The following is a 16,066-nucleotide window of genomic DNA, read 5'->3' as shown; positions in this document are numbered from 1 at the left end:
CTAATATCCCACTCGGGTTCAGCGTCCTCAGCCGGACCAAGCAGACTGCAGATCCGTGTGCTATCTGAACGGACTGAATAGTTTAAAACAGAAATAGTGACCTACTGCCAAATTGTAACACAAAACCGACTTGAAGACGGATGAATTGCTTAGGAGGAACCCGATTTTTGTTCATTTTCGTCCCATGAGTACTGCCCTGAAAGAATAATTATTTGGGGGGAAAATGAACCTCTAAATATTCTTATTTATTCTGTGTTGTCGAATGACGAAATTTTGTTTAGGAGATTATGAATTAGGAAAAAAACATTTTTAACTTGAAATAAGCAAGAGAGAGGGAACATGTAAAGAAGCAATTTCTTCTAGCTATATTATATAGCTACAAAATCAAATAGAATTGTAGCCAAAGAGAAATGAGAGAAATTTATTTTGATTTCTCCCTTGAATCATTTTGGAAAAAAATAGTTTATAAATAAAATTTCAATAAGGGTTCATTAACTAATTGCTGCAAACTGTGAGAATTCCTATACCTTACAATTATTGAAGATCCGGGTCGGTTCTTCACAAATCGTTGCCGGATTGGATGATCCTTACCCCTTAGGTGAAATGGAAGGAGTTGCGAATTCATACCCGGGCAGAGTGATCGATTTCGCTGTGGAAGTCGGGATACTGGACCAAAAAGAATCAGATGCTATTTGGTACGATAATGTGCTCCGCTGGCTTGGAAAAACATCCATTTAATAAAGCATCATGCAGCAAAAGAGTCTCTTTCTTTTTTTCCTGTTCTTTTTAATCGGTACTGCTGGTTTTTCACAGGAACGAAAAGACTCATTGGACCATTTGCCCATTGAATACGGTCGATTTGTAAAAAATAAGAATCAGCGTTTTGGCTTTTTTGAGCGGTTGAAGAAAAAAAACAACGATGAATACTATGTGGAAGTATTTAAATCCGTAGGAAAGGCTCAAACCGATGTGGTTGATTTTAAGATCAATCGTTTTCAGTTTCCGTCGGTAGATTCGATAGCATTTTTTATTAACGAAAGACGTATTGCAAGTACGCGTATCAGCGAGATCAAACAACGCATCTTTCTGCCTGCTTCCAATAAGGATTACGAGGTGGTCGCCAGGTTTCGCGGATCGGTAGTTTCAACGCTTCATGTTTCTGTTTTGCCAGTCGTTACACAGAAAGTACGGATAGTTCCCCTGCTTAAAACAAAGATCAACAGAGATAGTTTGGAAAGGGAACTGAATTTCCTCTTCGCTTCGGCAAATATCCAATTTGATGTAACCATCGAAGCCGTTTTCGAAAATGATGCCATTGAAGCTTCGGGGCCTTTTGAGAATCCGGATTCCGACCGGTTGAAGTATACTGACCAGATGCGCCACATCCGGGACGTGTACAAGAATACTTACAAAGAGAAAACTGTTAACACACTGCTCTTTTTTATCGTTCCCGGATTTGTAAATCCCCGCCTGCAAGGATACATGGTGAAAAACAAATCACTCGGTTTCGTTGTACAAAATGATTCACAGAAATTATCACATGAAATAGCCTGCGAGTACCTGAATGGTTTTGCCAATATTGAAGCTGTTGAAGAAGTGCGGAGAAATCCTGAAAATTGGATGCTGGATAACGAAGAATGGATCCGGATCAATAAAAATCCGCGGATTTATTCTATAATCGATGATTATGAAGAAGTAGTAACCAACAACGGATTGATCGCTTACTATTTTTTCGAACAGTCAAAAGACGGAACAATCTTTCTGAAAAACAACAGTTTCCTGGCTTCGGTCATGCGTCCGATGAAGAAGAACACGTATTCTTACCACCTTCAGATAGATAATATCTTGTACAGAACAATCTTCCGGATCAAATCAAAACCGTTTAATGCACTGCACATCCTGAGTGTGCTGGGTTCTATTTTCGGATGTATCTACGGTTTTCGGAAATTACGGACATTCATTCGCAAAAAAATGAAGCGGCCGCGCTGGATCAATTTCCTTTCAAGATTCATCCAGTGGACAGGAATGTTTGTACTTTCTTACGTCCTGGTTAAGGCGGTTGATTTGGGGTATGGCTGGTTTGAAGTAACGGACGGCATTATTAAATCCTATTCCGGGCTGGAAGAAAAAAAAGTGATGGACTTGTTGTTCAATAATACGCATCCGAATAAACTGGAAGAAAAAAGAATTGGTTCGGAACTGATCATCAAGCGGGAGAATAATTATTACCTCTACGAACGGAAAAAGGTGCTTTACTTTAAGATGAATGTTTCCAAAGAAAATGTCCCTTTAAAACTGCGTTTGATAGCAAATTCAGATTCTTTAAAAACAGGATTGCTGGATGAACCGATAGCTGCCGAAAGTCATTACATGGTAGTTAAGATCTATTCAGCCAAAGGAAAGTGGCTTCGCGACCAGGTTTACAATCATTTGGGTGTGGATCTGACCTCCAAACTGAAGTTGCAGGACCCTCCGAAACGCGTGTTGATTTTTGTGAACGGATACAGGCCGACTTCATTGGGAATTACCTTTGAAGAGAACTTTGAAGATATTCGAAGCAACGGACTGGAATTCCCCAATTCCCTCAATCGTTTATTTACGGAAGACCGCTACAATTACTGGCATCCGTGGCAACAGATTGATGATACCTTTAAGCTGCGGATCAATCCCACGGAATATTATTATGCAGATGGTCATCATTCCGTTTCTACTTCCAACCACAGAAGCTTGTTGAATTTTAGCACCAATTCAGGCATTTATCCCAAAAGATGCAGGAATCCAAAACACCATATTTGTTACACTACAAGTACAGTCGGATCCAGGATCTTTGGTTCTAAAAAAGCACGGACCTATGGTTTACTGGCTACAAAACCCAATAGGAGAGGCTTTGCCGTGCGTTCAAACAGCGGACGAATCGCCGGAAGGAATTTGTACCAGATGCTCAACGAATTGCCGAACTCTTCTAAAAATGATACCTTATACCTGGTAGTGCATAGTATGGGATTTGCCTATGCGCAGGGAATGATCGAACAATTAAGAGGAAAGATACATTTCGGGGGATATTACATACTTGCACCTGAAAATGCATCTGCCGGAACCGTTAATCTCAAAGAATGGAAACAGGTTTGGCAATACGGAAGTAACCTGAATACAGTCGGGCAGGACGCTCCGTGTCTGCAGGATGGAGTTGCTCCGCAGGCTTCGGTAAAAGGCCTGAGTGAAAAACAACGGATCTATTTCCCAAAAGTACTTTACAAACACAAAGGATATTTCGATTCACATTTCATAGGCTATTATGAGTGGGTTATTCAGATTCCCAAAGGTAAAAAAGGACATATTCAACAGCGATAATTACAAGTTTCCAATTGCGAATTACGAATTTTTTCAATTTGTAATTCGTCATTTGTAATTAGGGAATTACCCCAAGACTTCTCATTCATGTATAAAGGGTAGTTCAGTTAGTTGATTTACCTTTTTTATGGTATTGTGCAATACTTTATCCCGAGGCAATTTTGCTATTTAGAATTGTTCTATATAATATGAATCTGTATCTGGATAGCCGTAATCAATTAATAAGCCTGGGATTTAAGGAGTTGACCCAATTGGTCCTCGGAGACGTAACAGTTGAATGGCATTCCGGTAACCCGAAATTAGAACCTTCATCGGCAGATCCGGATAAAAAGCAGGTAGTAGTTTACAACTTTGCCGACAATTACCCGGAAATAGAGAATAACCTGAAAGAAAACCCGGAGGATACGAACAGTATCAAGATTGTTTTGATCATCAATGGCGACGTATCCAGCCTCCCTAAATTAGTTTCTTATGGTGTTTCGGGATTCATTGATATGAATTGCTCGGAGCAGGAATTAAAAGAAGCATTCCGGAAAATTTTGCACAACCAGAATTACTATTGTGAACTGGTTTGGAATAAGATCTTGAACCAGGATGAAGAAACAGCTTCTCCGACGCAATTTAGTTTAACCAAGCGGGAAATAGAGATTGTAGAATCCTTATTGAACGGGAAATCGACCTTAGAGATCAGCCGTGAATTGGGGTTGAGTCCGCACACCGTGCAAACACACCGCAAAAATTGTTTCAAGAAATTAAAAGTGAAATCACTGTCCGAATTACTGCTGTTCGAGATGGAAAACCAGGTGTTTAAAAAGTAGCTACCCTTTGAGAGGTATTCTTTTCCGCTGATTTTGGGGATTGTGGCAGTTGAGTTGTTGATCTAATTTTGCGAAACTTAATTTAGACTTAATATAAATAACAAATCATGAAAAGAATATTACTTAGCGCTGCGGCACTGATCTCTTTATCAAATGCGATGGCTCAGGGGCCTGTTGTGATTGATACGGTTTATATCGGTGCAGATTATGTAAATAACAAATGGTACAGTTTACAAAACGATGAGACAGGAACTGCTGTTTCTTCTAACTGGGATATCGCTTTGGCAGCTTCTGCAAGTCCGAATTCTTCGTTAACTGCAACGATCTTATTTAACTATAAAGTGGGGAAAGTTTATGCCGTTCCGAATGCAGAGCCAGCAACTTCCTTTGATACCTTAGCGACTGTGGATTTTGCGTCGCTTACTGAATTGATGAATAACGATTCAACCTGGTCGGGTGGAGCATTGAACCGTGCTGCCGGAGCAGGACAGTTTGACTACGGTTGGGGAACTTACAACATGTCTTCACACAACGTAGATGCAAGCCGAGTTTTTGTAGTGAAATACAACGATAATTCTGTAAAAAAATTCTACATCAACTTGCTTTCTACTCAGGGGAAATACGAAATTGTCTCTGCTGACCTTGGTAATGGTACAACTCATACGCAGCAGGATTTGATGATTGCCGCATACGGAACAAAGAACTTTGTTTATTATAAAATCAACACGAATACGGTAGTGGATCGTGAGCCTGCATCAACAAACTGGGACTTCACTTTCTTGCAGTACCCCGCATCTATCGCTCCCGGAATGCAGTATCCTTCTTTCGGAATTTTGAACAACGTAGACGTCGAAGCAGTTAAAGTATCCGGAGTAGCAAATGTAAATACTTACGAAAATTACCAGTCTCAAACTTTTAGCGACTTAACAAACGCAATCGGTTATAACTGGAAAAATGCTCAGGCACAATCCGTTGAAGATAGTACAGTTTACTTCGTAAAAGTAGCTGACGGAAATATCTGGAAACTAGTTTTTACTAAGTTCACCACTGGATCAACAGCAGTTGACCCGCAGGCAAATAACATGAACGTATTCCAAAAACAGAATTTGACTACTCTTGGTTTGAATGATGCTGAGAACAATTTGTTCGTAGAGATTTACCCGAACCCTGCTGCAGAACTTGCAACTGTTGTTTTGGATACTAAAGCAGAAACTAAAATCCAGGTTGTTGCAATGAACGGGGCAATTGCTTCCGAAATCAATGTTGGAGCAGGATTCCAGACAGTAACATTGAATACAAGTGACTTGAACAACGGTGTTTACTTCGTAAATGTGGTAACTGCTAATAATGCAAGAACTCAACGTTTGGTTGTACAACACTGATCATACTGATTTATATAAACAAGATGAGAAAAATTGGTTTTTTATTTCTGGCTCTTTTAGCATTGACGACTGCTTGTAATTCAGGAGCAAAGCCAGAAGAGACAAAAGAAGCAAAAGTCGAAACAAAACGAATCGTTTCTTTAAGCGGTTCAATAACAGAAATCATCTACGCAGTGGGTTCCCAAAAGGAACTCATTGGCGTTGATGTGACAAGTACCTATCCTGAGGCAGCTGAAAAGCTGACGAATTTGGGCCATGTCCGCAAATTGGCTGTTGAAAGTTTGCTGGCATTGAATCCGACACATGTAGTAATGCTGGAAGATGAGGTTTCACCGGATTTGAAATCGAAATTGAAACAGGCAAAAATCGAATTGGTAACATTCAAACACCCGAACAGCGTGGAAGATGCGAAGTCTTTGGTGAAAGAGGTTGCCAAATGGCTGGGAAAAGCAGAAGCTTCCGAAGCAATTGTTGCTAAGATCGATACGGATATCCAAAAGTTGGAAAAGCTTGGCAAAAAGCCGAAAGTATTATTCGTTTATGCGAGAGGAGCCGGAACTTTGATGGTTGCCGGGGAAAATACGCCGCTTGAAAAAATGATCGTTTTGGCCGGAGGAGAAAATGCGGGGAAAGGCTTCACCGATTTCAAGCCTTTAACCAGCGAATCTGTAATCGCAGCAAATCCGGATGTGATTTTGATGTTTACTTCGGGAGCTCAAAGTTTGGGGCCCGACGGAATTTTCAATGTTCCCGGAGTAAATGCAACAAATGCAGGTAAGAATAAAGCACTGATCCAAATGGATGGCCAGTTGTTGAGCGGATTTGGTCCGCGCGTGGCTGATGCTTTGACGGAGTTAAACAAAGAGTTCAAAAAAGTTAAATAAGTTCAAAGGGTTCAAAATTTGAACTATTCAACTTTTTGAACCTTGAACTTTTTGGAACAAAAAGTATATGTCAAGACAAGGGATAATAGGTCTTTCATTATTGGTTTTACTGATAGTTTGCTTTGTGGTAAACCTGTCAGTAGGGAATGTTCATATCCCGATTTCCCATGTCTTTGGCAGTTTGATTGAAAAGATTGGATTTAAAACCGATCTCAAAATAACGGATATCGAATACCAGGTGGTTTACAATATTCGTTTTCCAAGAGCTGTCTACTCGTGTTTAATAGGCGCGGGATTAGCAGTTTCAGGTGCAGCATTGCAGGGAATTTTCAGAAACCCTTTGGTCGATTCCGCCTTAATCGGGATCTCAACGGGTGCCTCTCTATTTGCATCACTATTCATTTTGTTCAACGGATTAGTCCCTTGGTTGATTATTTTCAACGAGGGACTTTCCCTTTCTATCGTAGCTTTCCTGGGAGCTTCCATCGTAGCTTTTATCGTTTACCGTTTGTCGCTGAGCAACGGAGAGATCAATTCATTAACCTTAATCCTTGCAGGGATTGCTTTGAATGCTTTAACAGCATCATTAACGGGGTTATTGACTTTCTTAGCAACAGACGATGAATTGCGGGATTTAACCTTCTGGACGCTCGGAAGTCTGGGGTCTGCAAACAACGATTCAGTTTTGTTATTGGCACTATTCACCCTCGTTCCGATGACTGTTATTTTCTTCCAGGCCAAAAGTTTGAATGTGCTGGCTTTGGGTGAAAGCAATGCGCAATACATGGGCTATAAAGTGAAAACCATCAAATTACTGGTAATTATTTGTTCGACCTGTATGGTTGGTTCTGCGGTTTCAATGGCCGGAGTAATAGGTTTTATAGGTTTGGTCGTTCCGCATATTATCCGAATTGTAGCAGGACCGAATCACAAATCACTACTGCCTTTAAGCGCTTTTTTCGGGGCGATTCTTCTTTCAGTGGCAGATATGATCTCACGAACGATCCTTCCTCCGACAGAAGTACCGATCGGAATTATTACTGCATTAATGGGAACCCCGGTTTTCGTTGCAATCATTTTTAAACACAAACGCAAATTCTCGGTTTGATAGAAGCAAAAAACATAGCGTTTGAAGTTAAAGGAAAACAAATCCTGAAGCCGGTCAATTTTAGAACCGACCAGGAAGAGTTTATCGTAATCCTGGGTCCGAACGGTGCAGGGAAAAGCACCCTGGTGAAGTTGCTTTCCAACGGATTGCAGCCAAGCTCGGGAAGTGTTTCTTATTACGGAAAAGAAGGAAAAGAATGGACGTTGGATAATTTGGCAAAGTACAGGGCATACATGCACCAGGAAAGCATGATAGCTTCCAGTTTTACTGTTCGTGAGGTGTTGGAAATGGCACGTTACCGCTACCCGGAAACAAAAGGGCTATTCAATCAAATGGTAATCGAAAAGATTGTCGACGAATTGAATTTACACGCACTTTTAGATCAGGAATTCAATTTCCTTTCAGGTGGAGAAAAACAACGGGTCCAGTTTGGAAGAGTAATGCTGCAATTGGAGAGCGGGGGAGAAATTCAGCCGATTAAGTATTTGTTCCTGGATGAACCCCTGAATAACCTGGATGTGCGCTACCAGATCGAATTGCTGAAACATGCACGAAAGTTTGTAGACGATAAGCGCGGAAGTGTAATTGTTGTCATGCACGACATCAATTTATGTTACCAGTATGCAGACCGCGTGCTGTTGATGCAGAAAGGAAAAGTCATCCTGGACGGAACGGTCCGGGAAGTCATGAACCCGGAACTTTTAAGTGAAACTTATCAAATAGAATTAGAACAGATCCAATCACTTGACGGAGAAGTGTTTTTCAGGCATGTCTCCTATTCATCCAATTTATTGGATCAATCAATTTAAAATAATAAACAACAATGGAAACAACTTTGGCATTAAAAGAAGCTTTCGAACAATTGAAAGAAAGCGAACCGAAATTAAGAATCAGAGAATATGCGAAGCGTTTGAATGCTTCAGAGGCGGAACTGGTTGCTTTGGGTGTCGGAACAACTGCAGTTCGCCTGCGTCCGGAATTTGTAGCGATTTTAGGAGAGATAGAATCTCTTGGTTTTGTAATGGCTTTAACCCGAAATGACGATGTGGTTCACGAGCGTAAAGGAATTTACGAGAACTTCAGCACCACTCCGCACGCATCCCTTTTTGTTGGAAAAGATATCGATTTGCGTATTTTTCCAAGTTCCTGGGCATATGCATTTGCAGTGACTGAAGGTGATGAGAAACCTCGCCACAGCTTGCAGTTCTTCACAACAGACGGAGTCGCTGCACATAAAATCTACATGGAATCCAAAAGCAACATGGATGCTTATGAAACCCTGGTTGCAAAATACAAAGATGAGAACCAATCTTCTGAATTGGAAATCGGAGCTTTGTTGCCATTGGAATCACCTGAATTGCCGGATAGCGAGATCGACGTGAAAGCATTCCAGGAGGGATGGATCAACTTAAAAGATACACACGAGTTCTTCGGTTTGTTGAGAAAACACAAGTTGACAAGAACACAGGCGTTGCGTTTTGCTCCGGATGAGACTTACGCAAAAAAGACCGACAATAAAGCTTTGCGCAGAGCTTTGGAAGCCGCTGCAAAAGAGCAGGTTTCCATCATGGTATTCGTTGGAAACGCCGGTATGATCCAAATTCACACCGGAGAAGTGAAAAACATCGTGGAACATGGTCCGTGGATCAACGTTTTAGACCCGATGTTCAACCTGCATGCAAAAGAAGAAGCCATCGTAGAATCATGGATTGTACGCAAACCTACGGAAGACGGAATTGTGACTTCATTGGAGTTGTTCAATGCTAAGAAAGAATTGGTGTGTACACTTTTCGGAGCACGTAAACCGGGAGTTCCTGAGTTGGAATCCTGGAGAAAATTGATCGCAGAATTGTAAATCATGAATCCAAAAGCGTATTTGCTTATTAGTTTGATGACTATCCTGGGCGGCTATACAGTTGCTCAGGATACGTTGTATGTCAAAGATGAAGCGGGGACAGCTGTGCCGTTTGCACAAATTGCGATCAGGGACCTGGACGCGAAGAAAATAAATTATGTTCAGACCAATGAACAGGGAATTTTGATCATTCCGAATGGACTTTACTCAGCAGAGAAACTGATCGTAAAAATCAGCACGGACGGTTTTCATGAGCAAACCGATACCATTTCCAAAGGAAAAAGCCAGCGTGTTCATTTGAGAACGAATGCCAAAGATATCGGTGAAGTAGTAATCACCGGGCAGTTGGGGGCAGGTTCTGTTACCAATTCCACAAATAAGGTAAAACTGATCGACCGTGCAACCATCGAGGCAAAAGGAGCCGTGAATCTGCGCGATCTGCTGCAAAATGAATTAAACATCCGTATCAGCCAGGACCAAATCCTGGGAAGCGGAATGTCCATGCTTGGAATAAGCGGGGAAGGAGTAAAGATTTTAATTGACGGTGTACCGGTTATCGGCCGCCAAAACGGAAATATTGATCTGAGCCAGATCAATTTGTCCAACATCGAACGGGTGGAAATCGTTGAAGGACCACTCAGTACCAACTATGGAAGCAATGCCATGGCCGGTACCATTAACTTGATCACAAAAAAGCCGAAAAACAAAGGCTACGACATAAACTTAGGAGCTTTCTACGAAACAGTTGGGAATTACAACCTGAACCTCGGACTGACTTCACGCATTAAGAACCACTCCATTTCTGCTTATGGAGCACGCAACTTTTTTGATGGCTGGACGCCCGGTGATAAAGCGGTTGAATTCCCTAAAAAAGAATTGGCAGATTCCGGAAGGTTCCAGCAGTGGAAAATGAAAGAACAGTACCTGGGCGGATTGAAATATTCCTACAAATTCAAGAAAATAGAATTAATCCCTTCATTGGACTTGTTCCGTGAGAAAATCGTGAACAGGGGTTATCCGAGAGTACCTTACCAGATTTCAGCTTTTGATGACGAATACGTGACCAATCGTCAGAATGCAGGGCTTGAAGTGATAGGCTGGCTGAAAACGAACCTGAAACTGGATGTTCAATTGAATTATTCCAATTACAAACGGATTAAAAACTCCTTCCTCACGGATTTAACGACACTCGACCGAAAATTGCTGGCGAATACGGAGCAGGATACTTCGCGCTTCGTCTTGTACTTCAACCGTGTGACATTAACACGAAACAACGTTGACCGCAAGTTCAATTATGAAGTTGGGTATGACATCAATTACGAGACCGGATTTGGAAACCGGATTGAAAACAAGCGCAAGGAAATAGGCGATTACGCCCTTTTCGGGACCTTCAACTGGGCTCCGTGGAATTGGCTGCACCTGAAACCGGGATTGCGTTTTACTTACAATTCCCTGTACAAAGAAGCATTTATGCCGGCCCTGAATGTGAAAGTAGGTAAGAAGAAGCATATTTTACGTGGAAGCATTGCCTCCGGATTCCGTTCACCTTCCATCAAAGAATTGTACATGGAATTCGTGGATATTAATCACAATATTCGCGGAAACGCAGATTTGAAACCGGAAATTGCGAACCATGTTCAGGGGTGGTATAACTTCAATTGGGAACCGAAGAAATTCCAGTTCGGATTTGAATTGTCGGGGTATTACCAAGATATCCACAACCGAATTAGTTTGTCGCAATCTGCAGATGGAGTCAACTACAGCTATTTCAACATTGATCAGTTCTATGCAAGAGGAATCCAGTCGGTGCTGAAGGTGGGTCAAAAACAGTGGAATGTGAGTGCCGGGTTCAATTACATCGGTACAGCTTCCAATTATTCGAACAACCGCTATGCTTATTCCCCGGAATTGGTTTCAACCGTTTCCTGCCAGTTAAAGAACGGTACAACCAAGTTCAGCGCATTTTACAAATACACCGGGAAAGTGGTTGCATATTTAGCCAATGAAGATGCTTCCATTACACAGTCCTTCATTTCCGATTATAACTTATTGGATTTACAGGTACAGCAATGGTTCCTGAAAAAAACACTCAGCGTTTCACTGGGAGGTAAAAACCTGCTGAATGTGACCAACATTAATGCGGGAAGCGGTTCATCCGGCGGGGCACACTCTTCCGGTTCCGGAACAGCCCCAATTGCCTGGGGAAGAAGTTTCTACCTGAATATTACTTACCTGATAAAATCAAAGCAATGAAAAAAGCACTTTTAATCGCACTCATTCCGGTTTTAGGCGCATGCTTTAAAAAAGAGATTCCGGTTGAAAAACCCACTTCGGGAGCAATAACCGCTCAAATAGAATTGGGAGGAGATTATGCTAATCAGATTTATTATGATTTGGAAACCAATTCCATTATCCGCCAAAATAACCGCGAAATTTGGGATTTGGCTTTCGAAGCCGGAGACAATGGTTTCCACATTTTACTGAACGAATCACGCATCATGTCCGCGGCGCTTTCCAATGAAACAGATATTGCCGCTTTAACTTCCGATGCCGGTTTGAGCTATCATTGGGATTTTCATACCGGGAACCTGGATTCCACAGCAATCGGTGATTGGCAGAGTTCGGGAAAAGTATATGTGATTGACCTGGGAACATCACTTACCGGTTCAAACTTAGGAAAGAAGAAACTGAAAGTACTTTCCGTGTCGAATACGGAATACCAGATCGAATTTGCCGATTTAAACAGCACTTCCATCCAAACATTTACCATCCCGAAATCAACAACTGCGGGATTTACCTATTTCTCCATGACCGGAAGCGGATCTTTGAAAGACATTGAGCCCGATAAAGGAACCTGGGATTTGATATTTACAGCCTACTGCCACGTGTTCGATGAGCACACACCTTATTCGGTTGTGGGAGTTTTGTCGAACCGTTTCGGGGTGAAAGTGCAGGAAGTGAGTATTCCGTTTGCTGATTTGAAATACGCTGACATTGTAGAATCTGACTTTGAAGAACGCGTCAATGTCATTGGTTACGACTGGAAAACATACGATTTTGACAATGGGACTTATGTCGTGAACAGCAACCGAACCTTTATTGTAAAAACGGTCTTGGGACGTTATTACAAAATGCGTTTTGTAGATTATTACGATGAAAACGGGATCAAAGGCGCCCCGAAATTCGAATTGCAGGAATTGATACCATGAATAAATTTACCAAACAGTAGGGGCGCGATTAATCGCGCCCCTACTGTTTTATATGATCAATTTCACCGGAAAAAAAGTAAATTTGCGTCAAATTCTAATTTCATGGCTCAAAAACCGGCAATCCCAAAAGGAACAAGAGATTTTTTACCCGATGAGGTAGCTCGCCGTACGTATATTTTCGATACAATCAAGTCCGTTTTCAAAAGCTACGGATTTGCACCGATCGAAACACCTTCTTTTGAACTTTCTACCACTTTATTGGGGAAATACGGAGAAGAAGGAGACCGCCTGATATTCCGCATTCTGAATTCAGGGGAAAAAATGAAAAAGGCCGATTTGGAAGCTTTGCAGTCCGAAAACCTGGCGCGCTTTGCAAACTCATTGGCAGAAAAAGCATTGCGTTACGATTTAACCGTTCCTTTTGCACGTTTTGTAGTACAACATCAGAACGAGTTGTCATTCCCATTCAAAAGATACCAGATCCAACCCGTTTGGAGAGCTGATCGTCCGCAGCACGGCCGTTACCAGGAGTTTTACCAGTGTGATGCTGATGTGGTTGGTTCGGACTCTTTGTTATACGAAGTGGATTTCGTACAGATCTTCGACCAGGTGCTGACGAACCTGCAGATTCCTGGATTCACCATTATGATCAACAACCGTAAGGTCCTTTCGGGAATAGCGGAAGTTTCCGGTGAAAGCGATAAATTGATTGATATTACCGTTGCTATCGATAAACTGGATAAGATCGGTGAAGACGGTGTTGTAAAGGAATTGAAAGAAAAAGGCGTTTCCGACAAAGCGATTGAGATCATTTCGCCTTTGTTCAAAATGAACGGAAGCAACGAGGCCCGTTTGGAACAGATGAAATCTTTCCTGAAAGACTCGGAAATCGGGCTGAAGGGGATCGAAGAATTGGAATTCGTTCTGAACCAAACCAAAGAACTGGGGGTGGAGCGTGCAGAAGTAGTTTTTGATGTTACTCTGGCTCGCGGATTGAATTATTACACAGGTGCGATTTTCGAAGTGAAAGCACACGATGTGAAAATGGGATCAATCTGCGGCGGTGGTCGTTACGATGACCTGACCGGTTTATTCGGATTATCCGGACTTTCCGGAGTGGGAATCTCTTTCGGGGCAGACCGCATCTACGATGTGTTGAACGAATTGAATCTCTACCCGGAAGATACGAATGCAGGACTGACACTTTTGTTTGCCAATTTCGGAGAAAAGGAAGCTGCTTACTGCATGAAACTGACCAAAAAACTGCGCCAGGTTGGTGTGGATTGTGAGGTGTATCCGAGCGCAGTCAAGATGCAGAAGCAATTCAAGTATGCCGATAACCGCAAAGTGAAATTTGTAGCTCTGATCGGTGAAGATGAATTGAATAAAGGTCAGCTGCAGATCAAGAATATGGAATCGGGAGAACAGCAAGCAATGACCGAAACAGAATTGCTTCACTATTTTAAAGCTTAAACGAAAATGGACCATTTTATTATAGATAACCAATGGGTTTCCCTGGAGAAACTCGACGAGGTGTTAAACTCAAATGCACAGATCTCACTCAGTGAAGAAGCGAAGGCAGCCATTGTAAAATGCCGCACTTACCTGGATGAGAAAGTGGCTAAAAGCGACCGTTTGATCTACGGTGTGAATACCGGGTTCGGAAGTTTGTGCGATACAGCAATTTCCAACGAAGATTTGGAACAATTACAGCGAAATTTAGTGCTTTCCCACGCTTGTGGAATGGGGGAGCGTGTTCCCGAAGAAATTGTCAGAAGATTATTGATCCTGAAAATCATGGGACTTTCTCACGGCGCTTCCGGTGTGCAATTGGAAACCGTAGAACGTTTGGTATTCTTCTACAATAATCACATTCACCCGGTTGTTTTCCAGCAGGGAAGCCTGGGGGCCTCAGGAGATTTGGCACCTTTGGCACATTTGGTTTTGCCGCTTTTAGGTGAAGGAACGGTTATGTTCGAGGGAAAAGAATATTCTTCGAAGGAAATCAATGAGCGTTTCGGGTTGAAAGAAATTGTTTTGAGATCAAAAGAAGGCCTGGCTTTATTGAACGGAACACAATTCATGTCTGGGTATGCTTCTTATGCGATTTCTCACGCACGCAAATTGTGGAAGCAGTTCAACGAAGTAGCGGCTATCTCACTGGATGGTTACGACGGACGTAAAGAACCGTTCGGAGTGCAGGTCAATGAGATCCGTAACCAGGTCGGTCAGATTAAAACAGCTGAAATTTTTAGAAACCTGTTAGCTGACAGTGAATTGGCAAACCGCGAAAAAGCGCATGTACAAGATCCGTATTCGTTCCGCTGCATTCCGCAGGTTCATGGAGCTTCTTACGATACAATTGAACATTGTGCAATGATCGTAGAACGCGAGATCAACGCCGTTACGGATAATCCAACCGTTTTCCCGGATGACGATATCGTAGTTTCAGCAGGAAATTTCCACGGACAGCCTCTTGCTCTGGCAATGGACTTCCTGGCAATTGCTTTGGCAGAAATGGGAAGCATCAGCGAACGCAGAATTTACAAATCCATTTCCGGAACGCGTCATTTACCGGCATTTTTGGTGGCAAAACCAGGTTTGAATTCCGGGTTTATGATCACACAATATACCTGCGCCTCTATCGTGAGCCAGAACAAACAATTGTGTACGCCGGCAAGTATCGACACGATCGATTCCAGCAACGGACAGGAAGATCACGTTTCCATGGGAGCAAATGCAGCAACGAAATTGTTCCGTGTGATTGATAATTGCTACTCCATCCAGGGAATTGAAATTCTGCATGCGTGTCAGTCATTGGAGTTCCGCAGACCGGCAACTTCCGGACCACGCCAGGAAGAGATATTTGCTAACTTTAGAAAAAAAGTCCCTTTTGTGAAAGAGGACGGATATATGCATCCTTTGATGCAGTTGAGTAAAGAATTTGTAAAAAACGGAATATGAGTGAAGAATATATGAATGTTAACCAGGAAACGGAACCAGTACAAAAAAGACCTGTTTTACTGACCGTGCTTTGTATCTTAAGTTTTATAACCATTGGTTTCGGCCTGCTTGGAGTTATATTCACCCTGATTGGCGGAGAACCAAGTCCTGAAAAGATCCAGGCGGCTTATAATGAGCTCATTCAAATGGCCGGTGACATGCGGGACAAGCAAATGACAACCCTTGCTGATATGATTGAGCAGGCGGCAGATCTGACGGTTTACCAGCAGCACCGTTATTGGTCTGTTTTGGGAATCAACGCATTGACAATGATTACGGGTTTTGTTGGAGTACTGTTTATGTTCAGGGGGAAGCGTTTGGGGTTCCATCTGTACATTATTTACAATTTGATTAGTGTCGGCGGAACATTCTTAATTGTTCCTTCAGATATGGTTCCTATGGTTTCAGTGATTATGAACCTGGTAATATCCCTGTCTCTTATACACATCTGACGCT

General features: G+C 42.2%; 13 protein-coding genes and 1 pseudogene. 13 read left to right on the top strand and 1 reads right to left on the bottom strand.

The features are described 5' to 3' along the window. Positions 1–82: 82 nt before the first annotated feature. Positions 83–184: pseudogene (locus QZT69_RS19125) on the bottom strand (hypothetical protein); the annotation flags it as partial. Positions 185–537: 353 nt separating this feature from the next. Between QZT69_RS19125 and QZT69_RS02915 the strand changes: the two are divergent. The 13 genes from QZT69_RS02915 (at position 538) to QZT69_RS02855 (ending at position 16,062) form a co-directional block, all read left to right on the top strand. Continuing rightward, complete coding sequence (locus QZT69_RS02915; RefSeq protein WP_294670354.1) at positions 538–738, top strand: hypothetical protein; 201 nt, start codon at positions 538–540, stop codon at positions 736–738. 9 nt (positions 739–747) lie between these two features. Continuing rightward, positions 748–3,351, top strand: a complete 2,604-nt coding sequence (locus QZT69_RS02910; RefSeq protein WP_294670352.1) for a hypothetical protein — start codon at positions 748–750, stop codon at positions 3,349–3,351. 188 nt (positions 3,352–3,539) lie between these two features. Continuing rightward, the gene (locus tag QZT69_RS02905; protein ID WP_294670350.1) at positions 3,540–4,169 is read left to right on the top strand and encodes a LuxR C-terminal-related transcriptional regulator; all 630 of its coding nucleotides are present in this window, start codon (positions 3,540–3,542) and stop codon (positions 4,167–4,169) included. Between the two features lie 107 nt (positions 4,170–4,276). Continuing rightward, positions 4,277–5,551, top strand: coding sequence for a T9SS type A sorting domain-containing protein (locus QZT69_RS02900; protein WP_294670348.1), 1,275 nt, complete (start codon positions 4,277–4,279; stop codon positions 5,549–5,551). 23 nt (positions 5,552–5,574) lie between these two features. Beyond that, positions 5,575–6,435, top strand: a complete 861-nt coding sequence (locus QZT69_RS02895) for a hemin ABC transporter substrate-binding protein (RefSeq protein WP_294670345.1) — start codon at positions 5,575–5,577, stop codon at positions 6,433–6,435. 67 nt (positions 6,436–6,502) lie between these two features. Continuing rightward, entirely contained in the window at positions 6,503–7,543 is a 1,041-nt protein-coding gene (locus tag QZT69_RS02890; RefSeq protein WP_294670343.1) for an iron ABC transporter permease, read from the top strand. After that, positions 7,540–8,352, top strand: a complete 813-nt coding sequence (locus QZT69_RS02885) for an ATP-binding cassette domain-containing protein (RefSeq protein WP_294670341.1) — start codon at positions 7,540–7,542, stop codon at positions 8,350–8,352. Before QZT69_RS02890 ends, QZT69_RS02885 begins: the two co-directional genes overlap by 4 nt. Positions 8,353–8,366: 14 nt before the next feature. Then, positions 8,367–9,398, top strand: a complete 1,032-nt coding sequence (locus QZT69_RS02880) for a ChuX/HutX family heme-like substrate-binding protein (RefSeq protein ID WP_294670339.1) — start codon at positions 8,367–8,369, stop codon at positions 9,396–9,398. Positions 9,399–9,401: 3 nt separating this feature from the next. Beyond that, positions 9,402–11,651 carry a TonB-dependent receptor gene (locus QZT69_RS02875; protein ID WP_294670337.1) on the top strand — a complete coding sequence of 750 codons (2,250 nt, stop codon included), beginning with the start codon at positions 9,402–9,404 and terminating at the stop codon, positions 11,649–11,651. Continuing rightward, positions 11,648–12,607: an HmuY family protein gene (locus QZT69_RS02870; RefSeq protein ID WP_294670334.1), complete on the top strand. Its 960-nt coding sequence runs from the start codon at positions 11,648–11,650 to the stop codon at positions 12,605–12,607. The genes QZT69_RS02875 and QZT69_RS02870 overlap by 4 nt, the downstream gene beginning before the upstream one ends. Positions 12,608–12,709: 102 nt before the next feature. Then, entirely contained in the window at positions 12,710–14,080 is a 1,371-nt protein-coding gene (gene hisS, locus QZT69_RS02865; RefSeq protein WP_294670333.1) for a histidine--tRNA ligase, read from the top strand. 6 nt (positions 14,081–14,086) lie between these two features. Further along, entirely contained in the window at positions 14,087–15,571 is a 1,485-nt protein-coding gene (hutH, locus tag QZT69_RS02860; protein ID WP_294670331.1) for a histidine ammonia-lyase, read from the top strand. Beyond that, positions 15,568–16,062, top strand: coding sequence for a hypothetical protein (locus QZT69_RS02855; RefSeq protein ID WP_294670329.1), 495 nt, complete (start codon positions 15,568–15,570; stop codon positions 16,060–16,062). Before hutH ends, QZT69_RS02855 begins: the two co-directional genes overlap by 4 nt. Positions 16,063–16,066: the final 4 nt, after the last annotated feature.

Origin of the sequence: uncultured Fluviicola sp., assembly GCF_902168135.1 — a bacterium.
In the GTDB taxonomy this organism is placed as follows: domain Bacteria; phylum Bacteroidota; class Bacteroidia; order Flavobacteriales_D; family Crocinitomicaceae; genus Fluviicola.
The sequence above is the reverse complement of the archived record's forward strand: the minus strand, read 5'-3'. Positions and strand labels throughout refer to the sequence as shown.

Bases quoted from the DNA above. Each gene is read 5' to 3' on its own strand.
- QZT69_RS02900 (WP_294670348.1), top strand. From the start codon at position 4,277: ATGAAAAGAATATTACTTAGCGCTGCGGCACTGATCTCTTTATCAAAT.
- QZT69_RS02880 (WP_294670339.1), top strand. From the start codon at position 8,367: ATGGAAACAACTTTGGCATTAAAAGAAGCTTTCGAACAATTGAAAGAA.
- QZT69_RS02910 (WP_294670352.1), top strand. From the start codon at position 748: ATGCAGCAAAAGAGTCTCTTTCTTTTTTTCCTGTTCTTTTTAATCGGT.
- QZT69_RS02890 (WP_294670343.1), top strand. From the start codon at position 6,503: ATGTCAAGACAAGGGATAATAGGTCTTTCATTATTGGTTTTACTGATA.
- QZT69_RS02905 (WP_294670350.1), top strand. From the start codon at position 3,540: ATGAATCTGTATCTGGATAGCCGTAATCAATTAATAAGCCTGGGATTT.
- QZT69_RS02895 (WP_294670345.1), top strand. From the start codon at position 5,575: ATGAGAAAAATTGGTTTTTTATTTCTGGCTCTTTTAGCATTGACGACT.
- QZT69_RS02855 (WP_294670329.1), top strand. From the start codon at position 15,568: ATGAGTGAAGAATATATGAATGTTAACCAGGAAACGGAACCAGTACAA.
- QZT69_RS02875 (WP_294670337.1), top strand. From the start codon at position 9,402: ATGAATCCAAAAGCGTATTTGCTTATTAGTTTGATGACTATCCTGGGC.
- hisS (WP_294670333.1), top strand. From the start codon at position 12,710: ATGGCTCAAAAACCGGCAATCCCAAAAGGAACAAGAGATTTTTTACCC.
- hutH (WP_294670331.1), top strand. From the start codon at position 14,087: ATGGACCATTTTATTATAGATAACCAATGGGTTTCCCTGGAGAAACTC.
- QZT69_RS02870 (WP_294670334.1), top strand. From the start codon at position 11,648: ATGAAAAAAGCACTTTTAATCGCACTCATTCCGGTTTTAGGCGCATGC.